The sequence below is a fragment of the Tenacibaculum aiptasiae genome (assembly GCF_008806755.1).
GTDB classification, from domain to species: Bacteria; Bacteroidota; Bacteroidia; order Flavobacteriales; family Flavobacteriaceae; genus Polaribacter; species Polaribacter aiptasiae.
On the sequence record NZ_WAAU01000008.1, the window covers coordinates 83,141 to 100,767 of the forward strand.

The window sequence follows — 17,627 nt, forward strand, 5'->3', positions numbered from 1 at the left end:
GACGAAATTATAATTAATTAAATTAAAAATTATGAAAAAATTATTATTAGTTGCTATGATGGCTTTTGGTATGGCTGTTAACGCACAAGAGACTGAATTAAACGTTGGTGGTACTATTGGTTTACCTGTAGGTGATGCAAAAGATGCTAATTTAGATGTAACTGGAGCTATCGAAGTAAACTACTTATTTAAAGTTGCTGAAGACTTTAAAGTTGGACCATCTGTTTCTTACTTACACTTTAATGGAGATGGAGCTGATTTAGGATACTTACCATTAGCTGCTGCTGCTCGTTACTCTGTATCTGAAAAGTTCACTTTAGGTGCTGATTTAGGTTATGGAATTGGAGTATACCAAGACGGTCAAAAAGGTGGTTTTTACTACAGACCAGTTGTAGGTTATAAAGTAACTGATAAAATCACTATTCAAGCTGATTATTCAGGAATTAGTCTTGATGGAGCAACTGTTTCTAAAATTGGTTTAGGAGGAGTTTACTCTTTTTCTTTATAAGAAAAGAAATTAAGTTAATAAAAGGCCTAGTTATTTAAATAACTAGGCCTTTTTTATTTTTTAAATAATTAATTTGTAATTTATAGAAAAAAGTATAGTTTTGCTGAAAATTTAATAAAAAAATTATTATGAAGAAACTATTACTAGTTGCTATGATGGCATTTGGTTTAACTGCAAATGCACAACAAAGAGAATCAGGAGATATCGAATTAATTCCTTACATCGGTTATTCTTCATCAACATTTAATGGAGATCAAGTACAAAGTCTAGATAGAAGAAATACAGCTAGATTTGGTGTTAATGCTGATTACTTTTTTAATGACAGATGGAGTTTACGTTCTGGTTTAAATTACGATAAAATGGGAACTCAATTTGGTAGTCAAGAATCAAATTTAGATTATATAAACATTCCTTTAAACGCAAATTGGCACTTTGGAAGTACTAGGAAGTGGAATTTGAATTTTGGTGTTACTCCAGGGTTTTTAATTTCAGCTGAAGATGCAGCAGGAACTTCGTTTAAAAACCAAGTAGAATCTTTTCAATTAGGAATATCTTATGGTATCGGATATAAATTAGAAATATCGGATAATTTCAGTTTAATGTTTGATGCTCAGGGATTAGTAGGGATTACTGATATTGCTAAGTCTGATCTTTTTGATAGAATGAATGTTGGCTCTAGCTTTAATATTGGAGGAGTATTCAAATTATAAAAAAAGATAATAAAATAATAAGGAAGGGAAGCTATTTTAGCTTCCCTTTTTTTATGCTTAAAAGATAAAAGATTACTTTTACTTACTAGAAAACTTAACAATGAAAAAACTTATTATTATCAATGGACCTAACTTGAATTTGTTAGGGAAACGAGAACCTGAGATTTATGGATCTAATTCTTTTGAAGATATATTTAAAGGGTTGCAGAAAAAATATAACGAAGTAGAGTTGTATTATTTTCAGTCTAACATAGAAGGAGAACTTATAAATAAATTACATGAAGTAGGTTTTTCATACGATGGAATTATTTTAAATGCAGCTGCTTATACACATACTTCTGTTGGTATAGGAGATGCTGTTAAAGGTATTGAAACTCCTGTAATAGAAGTACATATATCTAACGTACATTCAAGAGAAGATTTTAGACATGTTAGCTATATTGCAGGAGGAGCAAAAGGTGTAATTACTGGGTTCGGAATACAAAGTTATGAATTAGCTATTCAAAGTTTTTTGTAAAAACCAATACCTAATTCCCAACAAAATAAATAAAGGAATTAAAGCTATTGAGAATAATTGAATATGAGTAACCCATATTATTGGAATTATGAATAATAATAAAAGCAATAACTTAATATATTTTAAAATCCAATTAGGTATTTTATCCTTAGAAAGATAAAAACTCAAAAGAATATTTGGCGCAAAAGCCCATAAAAAATTAAAATTATTAGGAGCTGTGCTGTGGTTTGTGAAAAACCACAAATAAATAATTAAAAAGCCTGTAACTCCAGTAAAAAAGAATAAAGTAATATCCAACCACTTTGTTCTTTTGTCATTTTTAAGGTCTTTATAAGTAATAAATATCCCTAAAAGAGAAATTAAAAGAAGGATTAGGAAAGGGCTAATTAAATCACTAGTTGATTTTTTTTCTTTAAAATCTAGTAAAATATTACTTTTCAATACTAAATTTTCCTCTTTTCCGTCTTTTATAACTTTAGATAAATTTAAAGCATTAAATACATAGTCTGGTAAATATAAATATTCATTTGGAGTAGCAATTTTATCTAATTTACTACCTAACGCGATATTGATTCCTAAACTTCCCCAAGTATTCGGATGAATTTCTTTGTTCATTAATTGTCTTAAAGATAGATCTTCAGAAACAAAACTTTCATTAAAAATTAATTTATTTCCTAATATTTTTTGAATAATATCTCTTGGTTTTGTAGCGCAATTATCAAAGAAAGGATCGTAAAAATAACCTGCATTTTCAGGCAGTGCATTTGTTTCTAAAAATTGGAAAAACTGATTTCGCTGTTGTTGAGTTAAGTTTAATACTTGTTCTTTAACCCATCTTTGGTCTTGTTGTGAACTTTTTAGCGCTAAATAAAAAGGATATCTGGCTAATTTATATTTCATATAACCCTTAGTGAAATCTGTATAAAAGCTAGGGTTGTCAAAATCAAAAATACCATAGTTATATATCAAATCTAAATTTGAAACGGGGTCTTTTACACGAATAGCTGTATGTCCGAATTTTTCATATAAAACATCTCCAGGGCCTGAAGTAATGATACTAATTTTTGAAGAATTGGATAAGTTTGAAGTAGAAGAAACTTGCGAGAAACTATAGTTTAAACAACATAATACAACTAAGAAAGAAAAGTATTTTTTAAACATGATATAAAAATCTAAAAAGAGCTAATTAAGCTATACAAATATGACAATTTATGATTAGAAAGTTTGCTTTTTTTGAACATTCTTTTAAATGTTAATTCCTATGTTTTTTGATATAAACTCTGTAATTCTTTGTTCTAACCATCTATTCTCTGCATTAGAAAAAGAAGACATAAAACCTACATGTCCTCCATAAGTTGGTGTTAATAAGTAAAAGTTAGACATGCTTTTGGCTTCTTCAAAAGGATAACATTCTTTAGATAAAAAACTATCATCCATAGCATTTATGAGTAATGTGGGAACTTTTATTTGAGGTATATAAGGTTTAGCACTAGCTTTTATCCAATAATCTTCAGAACTTTCAAAACCAAATACAGGTACGGTGTATTGCTTTTCTAAATGACGAAACTTTGTGGCTTTAAATAATAAGTCTTTATTAAGTTTAAAATCAGGAAATTTTTCAGATTTTTCTAATAATTTAATTTTCATAGTTTTTAAAAACTCATTCATGTAAATTTTGTTCTTTAATTTACCTAATTCAGCTTGAGAAGTTGTTAAATCGACAGGGACAGATACCGCTACGGCTCCTTTAATTTGATATGGAACATCATCATATTCACCTAAGTATTTTAAAGTTAAATTACCTCCTAAGCTAAAGCCAACTAATACGATGTTTTCATAATTATAGTTAGCTATGATGTGTTTAATTACAAAGTCTACATCATCTGTTTTACCACTATGATATGTAGCTAATAGTAAATTATCTTCTCCGCTACAACCTCTTAAATTCATACAAACAGTATCGAAACCAATAGAGTTTAAATGATTTGAATTGGTTATCATATAATTTGACTCTGAACTACCTTCTAATCCATGAATTAATACAGCTAATGTTTTAGAACCGATAATAGAAAAGTCTAAATCAATAAAATCAGCATCCCAAGTTGTAATTCTTTTTCGAGAGTATTTAATCGTATCCTTCATAAATAACGGACGATACACCGTATTGAAGTGTGCACTTTTAAAAGGAAAACTTGGGTTGAAATTTGAAGGAAGGATAGGCATGTTTTTCTGTTTATAGCTACTATTAACAAATATGACAAAAAAAAAGTAAAATGTAAAACTTGATAAAATGATTTCTTATTTTCGCTATAAATATTAAAAACTATGAGCATCAAAAAACATATCCCAAATTTATTAACCTTAGGAAACTTATTATGTGGTACCATTGCAACTATTTTTGCAATTAAAGGAGATTTTGTAGGTACAGCTATTTTGGTGATAGCAGGTATAGTTTTTGATTTTTTTGATGGTTTTGTAGCAAGGATGTTAAATGTCCAAGGAGAATTAGGAAAACAATTGGATAGTTTAGCAGATATGGTTACCAGTGGGGTAGTACCAGGTATTGTAATGCTGCAATTATTAATTATAGCTTTAAATGTAGATGCAGCAGCATATTTTGGTATTGACATTTATGGAGCAACAGGAAGTAATTTACCATATTTAGGATTATTATTGACTTTAGGTGCTGGGTATAGACTAGCAAATTTTAATATTGATACTCGTCAGTCAGATTCTTTTATAGGTATTCCAACACCGGCTATGACATTATTCGTAATAGCTTTACCTTTAATTGTTGAATTTTCTGGACAATCGTTTTTTGTAAATTTAATTCAGAATCAATATTTTTTAATCGTAGTTACTTTATTATTAACGTATTTAATGAATGCAGAGATTCCTTTATTTGCTTTGAAATTTAAAACTTTCGGATTTAAAGAAAATCGTTTAAAGTATATATTTTTATTAGTTGCTGTTTTATTATTAATCGTATTGAAATTTGTAGCAATTCCTTTAATTATTCTTTTGTATGTAGCTTTTTCTGTGGTTAATAACTTAATCAAAGGTTAATGAAAATAGTTGAATGTACTAGTAAAGAAGAAGGTGAAATTGTTTTAAAAGGAATAAACGCTTATAACGATTCGCAAACCGATAGGATTCTTGAAAAAGTTCATGAAAGTATAAGATTAGTAGCTAAAAATGAAGCAAATGAGATTATTGGTGGAATTTTTGGATATATAGGTTATTATGCTGGATTTAAAATCGATATTCTTTGGATGCGTGAAGATACTCGCGGGCTAGGATTAGGTACAAAATTACTTAAAGCAGCAGAGAATAAAGCTAAAGAATTAGGTGCTACAATAGCTATTTTAGATACTTTTTCTTTTCAAGCAGAAGATTTCTATTTAAAGAATGGTTATGAAGAATTTGGACGTATTTCTGGATATCCAAAAGAAAATCAAGAATTCATTTTTTTAAAGAAAGACCTTAAATAGGCCTTAATTATTTATGTTCTATTTCTTGTTGAATTATTTTTACTGAATTTTCATTTGGTAAAATAGGAAGGTTCAATTTATCACTTAAAACCTTAAGAAAAGAAGCACCAAGAAAAATAATTTGTGATGTATAATATACCCACAACATTATTAAAACTAAGATACTGGTTGCTCCAAAAGTGGTTGAAATATGACTTTTACTTAAATAAAAACTAATTAGATACTTACCAATCAAAAATAAAAAAGAGGTAAACAGTCCGCTTATAATTACAGGTTTTAACTTGATTTTTGCATCTCCTAAATACATAAACATAATAGAGAACATAACAGAAGTAACTAGAAACGATATAACATGTTCGAAAGCATAAGAAAGTAAATAGTTATCTTGTAAATGATTAGAATGTTTTAGTAGGAAGCTGTTTACTGAAGTACTTATAATTAGTATTAAGAAAAGTGAAATAAGAATTAAAAAAGATAATAAGTGTTTTGTAAAATATTTTATAAGACTGTTTTTAGGTTTTTCTTTAATATTCCATATACTATTAAAAGCATTGTGTATTTGACTAAACATTCCAGAAGCACTTAATATTAGTGTAGCAAAACCTAAAAGTGCTGTAAATACAGAATTATGATTGGTATGTTGGTTTTTTATAATTTCTTGAATTTGTAATGAAGCTTCATTACCTAGCACATCTTTTAATTGGTTGAAAATTTCACCAGAAACTGCTTGTTTTCCAAAAACTAAACCAAGTATAGAAGTAATAACTATTATAATGGGAAACAAAGAGAAAACTGTATAATATGCCAAAGCAGCACCTTTTTGAAAAGTATTACTATTGAAAAAGTAACTGAAAACATTTTTAAAAAAAGCAATCATTATTGTGTTTTAGTATGAATAGGTTTGTCAAAAATATTAACCCCTCCTTTAACATCAAAGTCTAATGTAGTAACATTATATGCAATTGAGATATTTTCATCTTCAAAACGTTTTTTTATGCGAATAATAATATCACTTTTAGCTTCTAAAAAATCTTTTTGATGCTTAAAATTTATCCAAAAACGAACTTCAAAGTTATAAGTTGAAGCACCAATATCTGTATAGTAAAAATCGATAGTTTCATTTTTAAGTAAGCTATCAATTTTATTAACTTCATCAAGAGCTACAGATTTTACCTTTGTTAAATCATCACCATAAGAAACACCACTTTTTAAAACAATTCGTCTTTTACCGTATGTAGAGTAGTTGGTAAATGTATTGTTGTAAATTAATTGATTAGGAATAAATACTTCTTGTCCAGTTACTGTTTTTACAGAAGTAGTAATTAAACTAATGTTTTCTATAACTCCAAAAGTATTATCAATTTCAACCCAATCGCCAATTTTAAAGGGGTGTTGAACATTTAATAAAAAACCAGCAAATGCATTGGAAGCAATATCCTTAAAAGCAAAACCAGCAACAATACCAACAATACCTGCACCGGCTAATAATTTAGTTAATAAGCTTTCTAAACCTAATACTTCAAGGGCTAAAAATGCTCCTGAAAATAAGAAGAAGAAGTATATGAATGAAGCAATAATTTTTACTGCTTCAGGCTTGGATTTAAAAATTTTTGGATAAAATTTTTGTCCAAAATTTCTAAAAAACTTAGCAACAAAATAAAAACTAATGAGAACTATTAAAGCCAATAAGACCTTAGGTAAAAATTCTACAATTGATTGTTGCCATTTATTTAATAAATGATTTATGTTTCTAATATCGTTCATTAATTAATCTATCTTTTTCGTTCAGTTTTCTTGTAAATAAATTCGGCAAGGAAACAAAACAGAATAATCCCTAAAGCTATAAATACATCCAATTTACTTACTGAATAATGTTGAACCAATAAAGCTATCATGGCTACTGTACAAAGAATAAAACCTAATAAAGGAATTATTTTTTTACCATTTACCTCTTTGTATAATTTAAATCCAACATAGTTTACCACAGCAAAAATTAGTAAAAATCCAACGCTCCCTGCTGTAGAAATACTTTCTAATTTTAAAGTATTTACTAAAATAATGGTAGCGACTGCTGTTATTAACAAACCAATAGGTTGGTTCCATAGTTTGCGAGTAAATTCACAAGGTAATTCGTCATCTTCAGCAATTTCATAATTAACTCTAGTACCACCATATAAAGAAGCATTAATAGCAGAAAATGTTGATATTAATGCAGCAACAGTAATAATTGTAAATCCAATTTTACCAAGCATAGGTTTAGCAGCTTCAGCTAATACGTAATCTTGAGCAGTAGCAATATCAGAAAAAGCTAAAGACCCAACAGTCACAGCCGCAATTATAATATATAATAAAATTACAAAAAGAACAGACCAATAATAAGCTCTTGGAATATTTTTTTCAGGATTTTCAATGTCAGGAGCAGCGTTGGCTATAAGTTCAAAACCTTCGTAGGCAACAAAAATAACCATACCAGCTGTTAATAATTTAAAAGGAGACTCCCAGTGTTCTGGAGATAATTGCTCTAAATGTGGATTACCAAATAATCCATACAAACCAACAACCACAAAACTTAATAAAATTATGAGTTTAATAATTACTGCATAAGATTCAATTTTACCTACTACTGCAATACTGTAATAATTTATAGCGGTAGCTAAAATTACAATTCCGGTAGCATAAATATGAGAGTCAACTATTTTGTCGCTAGTCAATTGAAGTAGGTTAGGGGCATAAGAACCAAATGCTGATGCGTATAAAGCTAACATGATAATATAGCTTACCCACAATAAATTATTAATTCCTCCACTAAAAATACTAATACCAAATCCTTGATTAATAAATTTTACAGTTCCACCACGATCTGGATATTTTAGAGAAAGTTTTACATAGCTATAAGAAGTAATTAAGGCAATTAGTCCAGCAATTAAAAAAGAAATTGGAGTTCCACCTTTAGCCATGGCTGCTGCTAAACCTAGAACAGCAAAAATTCCACCACCTACCATTCCACCTATACCAATAGACATGGCTTCTTTTAAACCAATTTTTTTTGACATAATTATGTGTGTTAGTTTGAAAAACTTAAATATATAAAAAATAGTAATTTACTATTTTCTTTATTGTAAGCTTTCGTTTATTAAAAAAAGGAGCATTATGCTCCTTTATATTATGTTTTAAAATTTTTTCTTCTTTAATTCGAAGTCTTTACCTAGGTATACTTTACGTACCATTTCATCAGCAGCAAGTTCTTCAGGTGTTCCTTCTTTTAAAATACCTCCATTATACATTAAGTAAGTTCTATCAGTAATAGCTAAGGTTGCTTGTACATCATGATCGGTAATTAAGATACCAATGTTTTTGTTTTTAAGCTGAGCTACAATACCTTGAATATCTTCAACGGCAATTGGATCAACTCCAGCAAAAGGTTCATCTAACAAGATAAATTTTGGGTCAGAAGCTAAACAACGTGCTATTTCAGTTCTACGACGCTCACCTCCAGAAAGTAAATCACCTCTATTTTTACGAACGTGACCAAGGCTAAATTCATCAATTAACTCTTCTAAACGTTCTTTTCTTTCGGCTTTTGTTCTATCTGTAAATTCTAAAACAGATAAGATGTTGTCTTCAACAGACAACTTTCTAAAAACAGATGCTTCTTGAGCTAGATAACCAATTCCTTTTTGAGCACGTTTATACATAGCATCAGTAGTAATTTCTTCATCATCTAAGAAAATATGACCTTCATTAGGTTTTATCATACCTACAATCATGTAAAAAGAAGTGGTTTTACCAGCTCCATTTGGACCAAGTAAACCTATAATTTCTCCTTGTTCAACCTCTAAAGATATTCCTTTTACAACTTTTCTACTACCGTAAACTTTTTGTATGTTATCTGCTCTTAACTTCATTAATTATAACTAATTTATTTCTGAATAGTTTTACGAAAGTACTGTAAAACTACTAATAGAAGACTTAATAATCTGTTAACTGTTTTCTTCTTCTAGTGCTTCCCAAAATTCAACAGCTCTTCTCAAATGAGGAATTACTATGGTACCACCAACTAATGTAGCAATACTCATTGTTTCCATCATTTCTTCTTTAGAAACACCGTTTTTATATGAACTTTCTAGGTGATAAGCTATACAGTCATCACAACGTAAAACTGCAGAAGCGACTAAACCTAATAATTCTTTAGTTTTTACAGATAAATGGCCTTCTTTGTACGCGTTTGTATCTAAGTTAAAAATACGCTTGATTACTTTATTATCAGAAGCTAAAATCTTATCGTTCATTTTAGCTCTATAGTCGTTAAACTCTTGGACTTTTTGTGACATTTTTTTGTTGTTTTTTTATAACAAATTGAGATACATAAATACTTAATTCATATAAAATCATAATTGGTACTGATACAATTACCTGACTAGCAACATCTGGTGGTGTTATGATAGCCGATAAAATTAATACAAGAACCAATGCATGTTTTCTATATTTTCTTAAAAACTGTGGGGTTACTAACCCTATTTTAGTTAAGAAAAAGATGATTACAGGTAGTTCGAAAAATACAGCAACACCTAACAAGGTATTTGTAATTAAACTAATGTAGGCACCTAATTTAAAGTTTTTCACAATAGCATCTCCAATAGAAAAATTATAAAAGAAGTATACCGACATTGGTAAAATTACATAGTAACTGAATAATACTCCTAAAAAGAATAAAAAAGAAGAAGTAAAAATAAAACCTCTAGACTTTTTTCTTTCTGAACTATGTAAGCCAGGAGCAACAAATCTCCAAAATTCCCATAAGATGTATGGAAAAGCAATAACAAAACCTAAAATTAATGACGACCAAATACCTGTCATTAATTCTTCAGTAGGATTTAAAACTTGTAATTCTTGTGCAAATTCTATTTTACAAAAACTACTATCAATTCCAATAGCTGAAAAAACTCTACAAAAGAATTGGTAGGTAGCAAAGTCTGGCTTTAAATGAGCTAATAAAATTTCATTAAAAACAAAATTAATATTAACAAATATGATTATAGCAACTATAAAAATAGAAGCAAAACTTCTTACCAAATGCCATCTTAATTCTTCAAGATGGTCTAAAAAAGACATTTCTTTAGCCATTTAAAATATACCTTCTTTAATTAAATCATGTAAATGAACCACACCTACATAATTATCATCATTATCTGTAACTAAAATTTGTGTAATACTATTGTTTTCTAGTGTTTCTAGGGCTTTTACAGCCATAGCATCAACATTAATAGTTTTTGGGTTCTTACTCATAATGTCTTCTGCAGTTAATTCATCTATCTTAGTCGTTTTACTAAGCATTCTACGAATGTCACCATCAGTAATGATTCCTAATAATTTATTATCATTATTAACAACAGCAGTTACCCCTAATCTTTTTTCTGAAATTTCAACAATAACATTGGTTATTTTATCAGTAATAGTAACTTTAGGTAAAAGATTGTTTTTAATTAAATCTGATACACGTAAATATAAACGTTTACCTAAAGCTCCTCCTGGATGATATTTAGCAAAATCACTACTTGTAAAACCACGTAAATCTAACAAACAAACAGCCAAAGCATCACCTAATACTAACTGAGCAGTAGTACTGGTGGTTGGTGCTAAATTGTTAGGGCAAGCTTCTTTTTCAACAAAAGAATTCAATAAGAAATCTGCGTTTTTTCCTAAAAAAGAATCAGGATTCCCAGTAATGGCTACAATTTTGTTATTTGAATTTTTAATAAGAGGAACTAACACCTTTATTTCAGGAGTATTTCCACTTTTAGAAATACAAATTACTACATCATCTCTTTGAACATTTCCTAAATCTCCATGTATGGCATCAGCGGCATGCATAAAAACAGCAGGAGTACCAGTAGAATTAAAAGTAGCAACCATTTTATTGGCAATATTTGCACTTTTACCAATTCCAGTAACAATTACTCGTCCTTTAGAATTAAAGATAAAATTAACAGCGTCAACAAATGAACTGTCTAATAAATTTGCTAAATTAGCAATAGCATTACTTTCTAAAAGTATAGTTTCTTTTGCTGTTGAGAGAATAGCGTTTGCGTCTTTCAAGTTAAAAAAGTTTTAAGTAAAATTTAAAGTGTAAAAGTAGGAATATTTAAGAAGAAAAACTTTTTAATAAAAAGAAAATTTCTTTCTTATTTGTAATAGTTTTTTTGTAGTTTAGTTCTCATTTTTAATTTTTGATATTAGAAGATGAATATAGAGCAGTCGGAGTTATATGGATCATTAAAAAAAATATTTGGTTTTAACCAATTTAAAGGTCTACAAGAGGATGTAGTAAATAGCATCCTAAGGAATGAAAACACTTTTGTAATAATGCCAACGGGGGGCGGAAAATCATTATGTTATCAGTTACCAGCGTTAATGAAGGATGGAACAGCCATAGTTGTTTCACCATTAATTGCATTAATGAAAAATCAAGTCGATGCCATTAGAGGTATTTCGGAACATCATGGGATAGCCCATGTATTAAACTCGTCTTTAAACAAGTCTGAAGTTGCGCAAGTAAAATCAGATATTGAGACTGGAATAACTAAGTTACTATATGTAGCCCCAGAATCATTGATTAAAGAAGAGTATGTTGATTTTTTAAGAAAGCAAAAGATTTCTTTTGTAGCAATTGATGAGGCACATTGTATCTCTGAATGGGGACACGATTTTAGGCCTGAGTATAGAAATTTGCGTACTATTATTAAGCAGATAGATAATGTGCCTATTATAGGTTTAACAGCTACTGCAACTGAAAAAGTACAAGAAGATATACTTAAAACCCTTGGTATGAGTGATGCTAATGTTTTTAAAGCATCATTTAACAGATCCAATTTGTTTTATGAGGTGCGTCCTAAAACAAAGGAGATTGAAAAGGATATTATTCGCTTTATTAAACAGCGATCAGGAAAAACAGGAATTATTTACTGTTTAAGTCGTAAAAAAGTGGAGGAAATAGCCCAGGTATTACAAGTAAATGGAATCAATGCACTTCCTTATCACGCAGGTTTAGACGCCAAAACAAGAGCAAAACATCAAGATATGTTTTTGATGGAAGATTGCGATGTTATTGTGGCAACTATTGCTTTTGGTATGGGAATAGATAAACCAGATGTTCGTTATGTAATTCATCATGATATTCCTAAAAGTTTAGAAAGTTATTATCAAGAAACAGGTAGAGCTGGACGAGATGGAGGAGAAGGTTACTGTTTAACTTTTTATTCATACAAAGACATAGAAAAGCTTGAAAAATTCATGGCTAATAAACCAGTTGCAGAACAGGAGGTTGGTCATGCATTATTGCAAGAAGTTGTAGGGTATGCAGAAACATCAATGAATAGGCGTAAGTACTTGCTTCATTATTTTGGAGAAGAATTTGATGAAGTTAACGGTGAAGGAGCAGATATGGATGACAATATGCGTAACCCTAAAAAGAAGCACGAAGCCAAGGATGAAGTAGTTACTTTACTATCTATAATAAAAGATACTAATGAAATGTATAAGCCTAAAGAAGTGGTAAATACAATTATTGGTAAAGAAAATGCCCTATTAAAATCTCACAAAACTACAGGACAACCTTTCTTTGGAGTAGGTAAAGATAAAAGCAATCATTATTGGATGGCTCTTATACGTCAGGTGTTGGTTGCAGATTTAATTAGAAAAGAGATCGAGCAATACGGTGTTTTAAAACTAACCGAAGAAGGTAAAAAGTTTATAGCTAATCCAGAATCATTTATGATGACAGAGAATCATGTATATGATACAGATGATGATGGAACTATTATAACAAATACCAAATCAGCTGGTGGAGGCGTAGATAACAAGTTAGTAGAAATGCTAAAAGATTTGCGTAAGAGTGTAGGTAAGCGTTTAGGAGTGCCTCCTTTTGCAGTATTTCAAGATCCTTCTATAGATGATATGGCTTTAAAATATCCTATTACTTTAGAAGAATTATCAAAAGTTCATGGAGTAGGAGAAGGTAAGGCTAAAAAGTACGGAAAAGACTTTATAAAGCTTATTACAAATTATGTTGAAGAGAACGATATTATGCGTCCTGACGATTTAATTGTAAAAAGTACAGGTGTTAATTCTGGATTAAAGCTATTTATTATTCAAAATACAGATAGAAAATTACCTTTAGAAGATATAGCCAAATCAAAAGGATTGGAAATGGCTGAACTTATAAAAGAAATGGAAGCTATTGTATTTTCTGGAACAAAATTGAATATTGATTATGCTGTGGATGACTTGTTAGATGAAGATCAGCAAGAAGAGATTCATGATTATTTTATGGAGTCAGAGACTGATAAAATACAAGAGGCATTAGATGAGTTTGATGGAGATTATGATGATGAAGAATTACGTTTAATGCGTATAAAGTTTACAAGTGATATTGCTAACTAATAGCCATATCAGTTAATTAAAAGTAAAGTTAAAGAATGAACGAAAAAGTAGTACAATATATTACTGATAAAAATAATTGGACGCAAGAGTTAAATCTCTTGCGTTCGGTTTTAATAGAGTTACCTTTAGAGGAAACTATAAAATGGGGATCGCCAGTTTATGTTTATAAAGGTAAAAACATTGTTGGAATGTCTGCCTTTAAAAACTATTGTGGTTTGTGGTTTTTTCAAGGGAGTTTTTTAAAAGACGATCAAAAAATTTTAGAAAATGCTCAAGAGGGAAAGACTAAAGCAATGCGTCAATGGCGCTTTTATAAGATAGAAGAAATAGATGTTGACTTGTTAAAATCTTATGTTCTTGAAGCTATTAAAAATTCTGAAGAAGGAAAGGAATTAAAGCCTAAGAGAAATACAAAACCATTAATAATACCAGACGAACTACAATCTGAATTAGATAAAGACGAAAAGCTAAAAGAAAGCTTTGAAAAATTTACCTTAAGTAAAAAAAGAGAGTTCTCTGATCATATTTCAGAAGCTAAAAGAGAAGCAACTAAATTAAAACGATTAGAAAAAATAATACCAATGATTTTAAATGGAGTTGGGTTATATGATAAATATAAAAACTGCTAGTTATTTATAGTTATTGATTTAACAGTCGCTGTAGAATCACATCTAACAACGTAAAGATCAATGTGATCTAAGCTATCTTTACCAGTAATAAAATACTCAGCGCAAGGTTTTAAACGTGGTTTACTTTTTCCAAAGTTAACATCACCATATTTTAAAATATTGGAGATAGTAGCGGTGTCTATAGGAGAATTTGTTAACGTTTGTTGAGCACTGTTTGAAAATAAGCGCTTTTTAATACGGATAGTTTTTAAAGTACGTGCATCCATACCATAATCAAAAGTAACATCTTTTCCTTTCCAAATAAAAAGTACAACTATTGATCCAAGAGCTAAACCTATAAGGTAGTAGCCAAAACGTTTTAATAAATTCATAATTTAATTTTGAGCTGCAAAAGTATTGATAAAAAAAATATTCCCAATGAAACAGCGCAATCTTTTTACAGATTACGCTGTTTTGTTGCTATTAACTTTCTACTAATAGCATTCTCCCCAAACAATACCTATTAAATAGGTATAAAAGCTTGTATTTTATAAAATTCGTTAGCATTTACATTATCGTTGGAAATATTAGGACCGAAGGCAAAACGGAACCAAACACCATTATCTAAAGTAGTTTTGATATAACCGCCTAAGAATTGATACAAGGTTACTTTATTTCCATTATCAACTCTTGTTTGACCTAAATGTTCATAAAAACCACCAAGTGATAAGTGTTTATTTACTTTAAACCCTGGAATAACCCAGTTTAACATCAAGTCTTGTGAATTTCCTTCACCCCTTAAACTTTTATAGTAAGCTGTATAAGCTTCAAGTTCAAATCTTCCTGAGTTATGTACCAAAAATAGACTAGGTATAATACTTTCAGCTATTTTAGTTCCAGCTGTTTGTGATAATAATTTACCATGTCCAAAACCTAAACTAGGATTGATAAACCATTTTTTATTTTTGGATACAAATCCCAAACCCACTCCAGTTTCTAAGAATAAATCTTTTCCTTGGTTTCCAAAAGAAGGGTTTACCCAAAAAACACTATAAAAGGTTAATTTCTTTCGAGGTTTTAATTCATAAGAACCTAAAAAGACATTGTTAAAACCTGCACCGCTATTATGTATAGGCATGATTGCAAAAGTGGTTTTACTAGCTTTTTTTTCTTGCGAATAAAGAGTAAAGGTTAATAATAAATTTATGACTGTAATTAAATATATTTTTTTCATGTTATTAGTTTTTATGAGGCGTATTAAATTGTGGAATTCGCTTTTCTATAAAAGCATTCATTCCTTCTTGTTGATCATTGGTATTGAATAGTGAATGGAATAATTTTCGTTCAAAAACAATTCCTGAAGTAAGTCCAGTTTCTAATGATTGATTGATTGCTTCTTTAGCTATTTTTAAAGCTGTTTTTGAATAATTTGAAATGTTATGAGCTTTATTCATCACAGATTCCATAAAATTATCTTCAGAAAATAGCTGTGAAACCAAACCAATTGAATTAGCTTCTGTTGCCGTTATATCTCTACCTGTGAGAATAATTTCCATGGCTTTAGCTTTACCTATAAGCTTAGTAAGTCGCTGTGTACCGCCAATTCCAGGAATTACTCCAAGTTTTATTTCTGGTTGTCCAAATACAGCATTGCTTGAAGCATATAAGATGTCTGACATCATAGCGAGTTCACAACCACCTCCAAAAGCATGACCAGAAACAGCCGCGATTACTGGAGTTTTTAGTTTAGTAAATCGCTCCCAATGGTTAAAATAATCTTCTTCAATCATTTGAGAAGCATTCATTTTATTCATTTCTTTAATATCTGCACCAGCACAAAAAAAGTCTTTGTTACCTGTAAGTACAATACAGCCTATTTTGGGGTCTAAATCATATTTTTCTAATCCAATTAAAAGCTCATGCATAATCTCAGAATTCAAAGCATTTAAAGCTTTAGGACGATTTAATTGGGTAATAAGAACCCTGTCTATTTGTTTAAATAGTACATTCATGTTTTTAAAAATTTTAGATTAATTGTTTAAGAATCCCAAATAGCGCCATATGCTGGAATTCCTAAATATTCCATATTGTGCACCACTTTTTGAGTTAACTTTTGATTAGATATGCAGATTACTGCTTCTGCTTTAAAACTTTTGTAAGCTTTGTAGGCTAGTTTAACTAAATCGGGTTTGCCATTGGCATCAGTATCCCAGATAATAGCATTTGGTTGAACCGCTTTAATTTCATTTACAAGTTCTTCACCATATGTTTTCTCAGGATTTCTAGTAGCCCATATTAACAAAGATGGAGTTTCGTTTAATAGAAGATGAGGAATGCATGGGCCAATTCCACTACCAGTAGCAACCCAAATAACTTTATTAAATATCTTGTCAACATTTCCTACGCCAGCAGTTGGTATACCTTTTACCCATATTTTTTCAGGTTTATCATTAATAAAATTACCTGTCCAATCTCCAGCTCTTGAAATTGTTAAACGAAAACCTTCTTTTTGTGGCGAAGGAACATTAGCAAAAGAATGCCATTCTAATAAAGGGTTTCTACTTAAAGCGGTAGATGATCCAGCAAATGGGGTTACACCATAATTAAAAGAAGCTAGAGCAACATGATTTGATGGTTTTACAATGTCAATCTCTACTTTTTTCAAACGCAACCATGGAAGTATAACACTTATTGTTAGTGTTACTAGTATCCAAAAGTTTGAGCTTTGTGCAATAGTTTCTAATGAATGTTGCATGTTTAAAAACAAAATCATTTGAACCCAGAAAAGAAATAAAACTGTCCAACCACCTAATCTATGCGCTATTTCAAATTGATTATGATATTTAGCTCTCATTTTAGGTAAAGCAGTTATTACAATAACGATTAACAATATCAATATTAATGAAGTAACTAAAATAATAGGAAGACTAACGTTATGAAATTTATGTATGAAATTATAGTATAAACTAATAACAAAAATAACATACCATAAGGTTCCCATAGTGGCACTAGAGCTATGTAATCCACCAAAATGATAAACTTTAGCACATACTCTTCTAATAAACAAAGGCCAGCTTTTAGGTACACCTGTAGCTATTTTAAAGAGTATATTAATAATATATTGTTGCCTTATTAATATAGCTAGAGAAAAATTATATAAAATCACTTCAGCTATTTTATCAAGTTGAATGTTGTTTAAAGAAAACCAATCCCATGTTGTAAATGCTTTTATCATTACAAAAGCGTTTATCAAAGTAATTAAGATAAATAGCCTATGATAAGGTATGAGCCATGGATGTTTTCCTAAACGATATAAAAATCCTTTTTTAGGAGGTAATACTATTGTTTCCATCT

General features: G+C 29.7%; 20 protein-coding genes. 7 read left to right on the forward strand and 13 right to left on the reverse strand.

Annotated elements, in window-relative coordinates; genetic code table 11:
* Positions 1–31: 31 nt before the first annotated feature.
* The 3 genes from F7018_RS03165 (at position 32) to aroQ (ending at position 1,735) form a co-directional block, all read left to right on the forward strand.
* A complete protein-coding gene (locus F7018_RS03165; RefSeq protein ID WP_150898544.1) occupies positions 32–508 on the forward strand; it encodes an outer membrane beta-barrel protein in 477 nt (158 codons plus the stop codon).
* 128 nt (positions 509–636) lie between these two features.
* Positions 637–1,218 carry a porin family protein gene (locus F7018_RS03170; protein WP_150898545.1) on the forward strand — a complete coding sequence of 194 codons (582 nt, stop codon included), beginning with the start codon at positions 637–639 and terminating at the stop codon, positions 1,216–1,218.
* Between the two features lie 100 nt (positions 1,219–1,318).
* On the forward strand, positions 1,319–1,735 hold the full coding sequence (aroQ, locus tag F7018_RS03175; RefSeq protein ID WP_150898546.1) for a type II 3-dehydroquinate dehydratase: 417 nt from the start codon (positions 1,319–1,321) through the stop codon (positions 1,733–1,735).
* Here the strand turns inward: aroQ and F7018_RS03180 are convergent.
* Both F7018_RS03180 and F7018_RS03185 read right to left on the reverse strand, forming a co-directional pair.
* The gene (locus F7018_RS03180; RefSeq protein ID WP_150898547.1) at positions 1,712–2,896 is read right to left on the reverse strand and encodes a lipoprotein N-acyltransferase Lnb domain-containing protein; all 1,185 of its coding nucleotides are present in this window, start codon (positions 2,894–2,896) and stop codon (positions 1,712–1,714) included. The genes aroQ and F7018_RS03180 overlap by 24 nt on opposite strands.
* Positions 2,897–2,980: 84 nt before the next feature.
* Complete coding sequence (locus F7018_RS03185; protein WP_150898548.1) at positions 2,981–3,958, reverse strand: YheT family hydrolase; 978 nt, start codon at positions 3,956–3,958, stop codon at positions 2,981–2,983.
* 102 nt (positions 3,959–4,060) lie between these two features.
* On the opposite strand from F7018_RS03185, the gene F7018_RS03190 reads away from it, so the two are divergent.
* Both F7018_RS03190 and F7018_RS03195 read left to right on the forward strand, forming a co-directional pair.
* Positions 4,061–4,801, forward strand: coding sequence for a CDP-alcohol phosphatidyltransferase family protein (locus F7018_RS03190; protein WP_175578627.1), 741 nt, complete (start codon positions 4,061–4,063; stop codon positions 4,799–4,801).
* On the forward strand, positions 4,801–5,226 hold the full coding sequence (locus tag F7018_RS03195) for a GNAT family N-acetyltransferase (RefSeq protein WP_150898549.1): 426 nt from the start codon (positions 4,801–4,803) through the stop codon (positions 5,224–5,226). The genes F7018_RS03190 and F7018_RS03195 overlap by 1 nt, the downstream gene beginning before the upstream one ends.
* Before the next feature lie 7 nt (positions 5,227–5,233).
* Here the strand turns inward: F7018_RS03195 and F7018_RS03200 are convergent, their stop codons facing one another.
* From F7018_RS03200 to F7018_RS03230, 7 genes are all read right to left on the reverse strand, one after another.
* Positions 5,234–6,103 (reverse strand): YihY/virulence factor BrkB family protein, encoded by an 870-nt coding sequence (locus F7018_RS03200; RefSeq protein WP_150898550.1) that lies wholly within the window; start codon positions 6,101–6,103, stop codon positions 5,234–5,236.
* The gene (locus F7018_RS03205; protein WP_150898551.1) at positions 6,103–6,990 is read right to left on the reverse strand and encodes a mechanosensitive ion channel family protein; all 888 of its coding nucleotides are present in this window, start codon (positions 6,988–6,990) and stop codon (positions 6,103–6,105) included. The genes F7018_RS03200 and F7018_RS03205 overlap by 1 nt, the downstream gene beginning before the upstream one ends.
* An 8-nt stretch (positions 6,991–6,998) precedes the next feature.
* Complete coding sequence (locus F7018_RS03210) at positions 6,999–8,279, reverse strand: APC family permease (RefSeq protein WP_150898552.1); 1,281 nt, start codon at positions 8,277–8,279, stop codon at positions 6,999–7,001.
* Between the two features lie 117 nt (positions 8,280–8,396).
* The gene (gene lptB / locus F7018_RS03215; protein ID WP_150898553.1) at positions 8,397–9,131 is read right to left on the reverse strand and encodes an LPS export ABC transporter ATP-binding protein; all 735 of its coding nucleotides are present in this window, start codon (positions 9,129–9,131) and stop codon (positions 8,397–8,399) included.
* A 75-nt stretch (positions 9,132–9,206) separates the two neighbouring features.
* A complete protein-coding gene (locus tag F7018_RS03220) occupies positions 9,207–9,557 on the reverse strand; it encodes a carboxymuconolactone decarboxylase family protein (RefSeq protein ID WP_150898554.1) in 351 nt (116 codons plus the stop codon).
* Positions 9,532–10,338 carry a twin-arginine translocase subunit TatC gene (gene tatC, locus F7018_RS03225; protein WP_394350027.1) on the reverse strand — a complete coding sequence of 269 codons (807 nt, stop codon included), beginning with the start codon at positions 10,336–10,338 and terminating at the stop codon, positions 9,532–9,534. Before tatC ends, F7018_RS03220 begins: the two co-directional genes overlap by 26 nt.
* Positions 10,339–10,350: 12 nt before the next feature.
* Complete coding sequence (locus F7018_RS03230) at positions 10,351–11,322, reverse strand: KpsF/GutQ family sugar-phosphate isomerase (RefSeq protein ID WP_150898556.1); 972 nt, start codon at positions 11,320–11,322, stop codon at positions 10,351–10,353.
* A gap of 144 nt (positions 11,323–11,466) precedes the next feature.
* Between F7018_RS03230 and F7018_RS03235 the strand changes: the two genes are divergently transcribed.
* Both F7018_RS03235 and F7018_RS03240 read left to right on the forward strand, forming a co-directional pair.
* Positions 11,467–13,665 carry an ATP-dependent DNA helicase RecQ gene (locus F7018_RS03235; protein ID WP_150898557.1) on the forward strand — a complete coding sequence of 733 codons (2,199 nt, stop codon included), beginning with the start codon at positions 11,467–11,469 and terminating at the stop codon, positions 13,663–13,665.
* Between the two features lie 35 nt (positions 13,666–13,700).
* A complete protein-coding gene (locus F7018_RS03240; RefSeq protein ID WP_150898558.1) occupies positions 13,701–14,294 on the forward strand; it encodes a YdeI/OmpD-associated family protein in 594 nt (197 codons plus the stop codon).
* Here F7018_RS03240 and F7018_RS03245 read toward each other — a convergent pair.
* From F7018_RS03245 to F7018_RS03260, 4 genes are all read right to left on the reverse strand, one after another.
* Positions 14,291–14,665 carry a DUF4258 domain-containing protein gene (locus F7018_RS03245; RefSeq protein WP_150898559.1) on the reverse strand — a complete coding sequence of 125 codons (375 nt, stop codon included), beginning with the start codon at positions 14,663–14,665 and terminating at the stop codon, positions 14,291–14,293. The genes F7018_RS03240 and F7018_RS03245 overlap by 4 nt on opposite strands.
* Positions 14,666–14,796: 131 nt before the next feature.
* Positions 14,797–15,507: a DUF6733 family protein gene (locus F7018_RS03250; protein ID WP_150898560.1), complete on the reverse strand. Its 711-nt coding sequence runs from the start codon at positions 15,505–15,507 to the stop codon at positions 14,797–14,799.
* Between the two features lie 4 nt (positions 15,508–15,511).
* A complete protein-coding gene (locus F7018_RS03255) occupies positions 15,512–16,285 on the reverse strand; it encodes an enoyl-CoA hydratase-related protein (RefSeq protein ID WP_150898561.1) in 774 nt (257 codons plus the stop codon).
* 26 nt (positions 16,286–16,311) lie between these two features.
* Positions 16,312–17,625, reverse strand: a complete 1,314-nt coding sequence (locus F7018_RS03260; protein WP_150898562.1) for a ferredoxin reductase domain-containing protein — start codon at positions 17,623–17,625, stop codon at positions 16,312–16,314.
* Positions 17,626–17,627 lie beyond the last annotated feature (2 nt).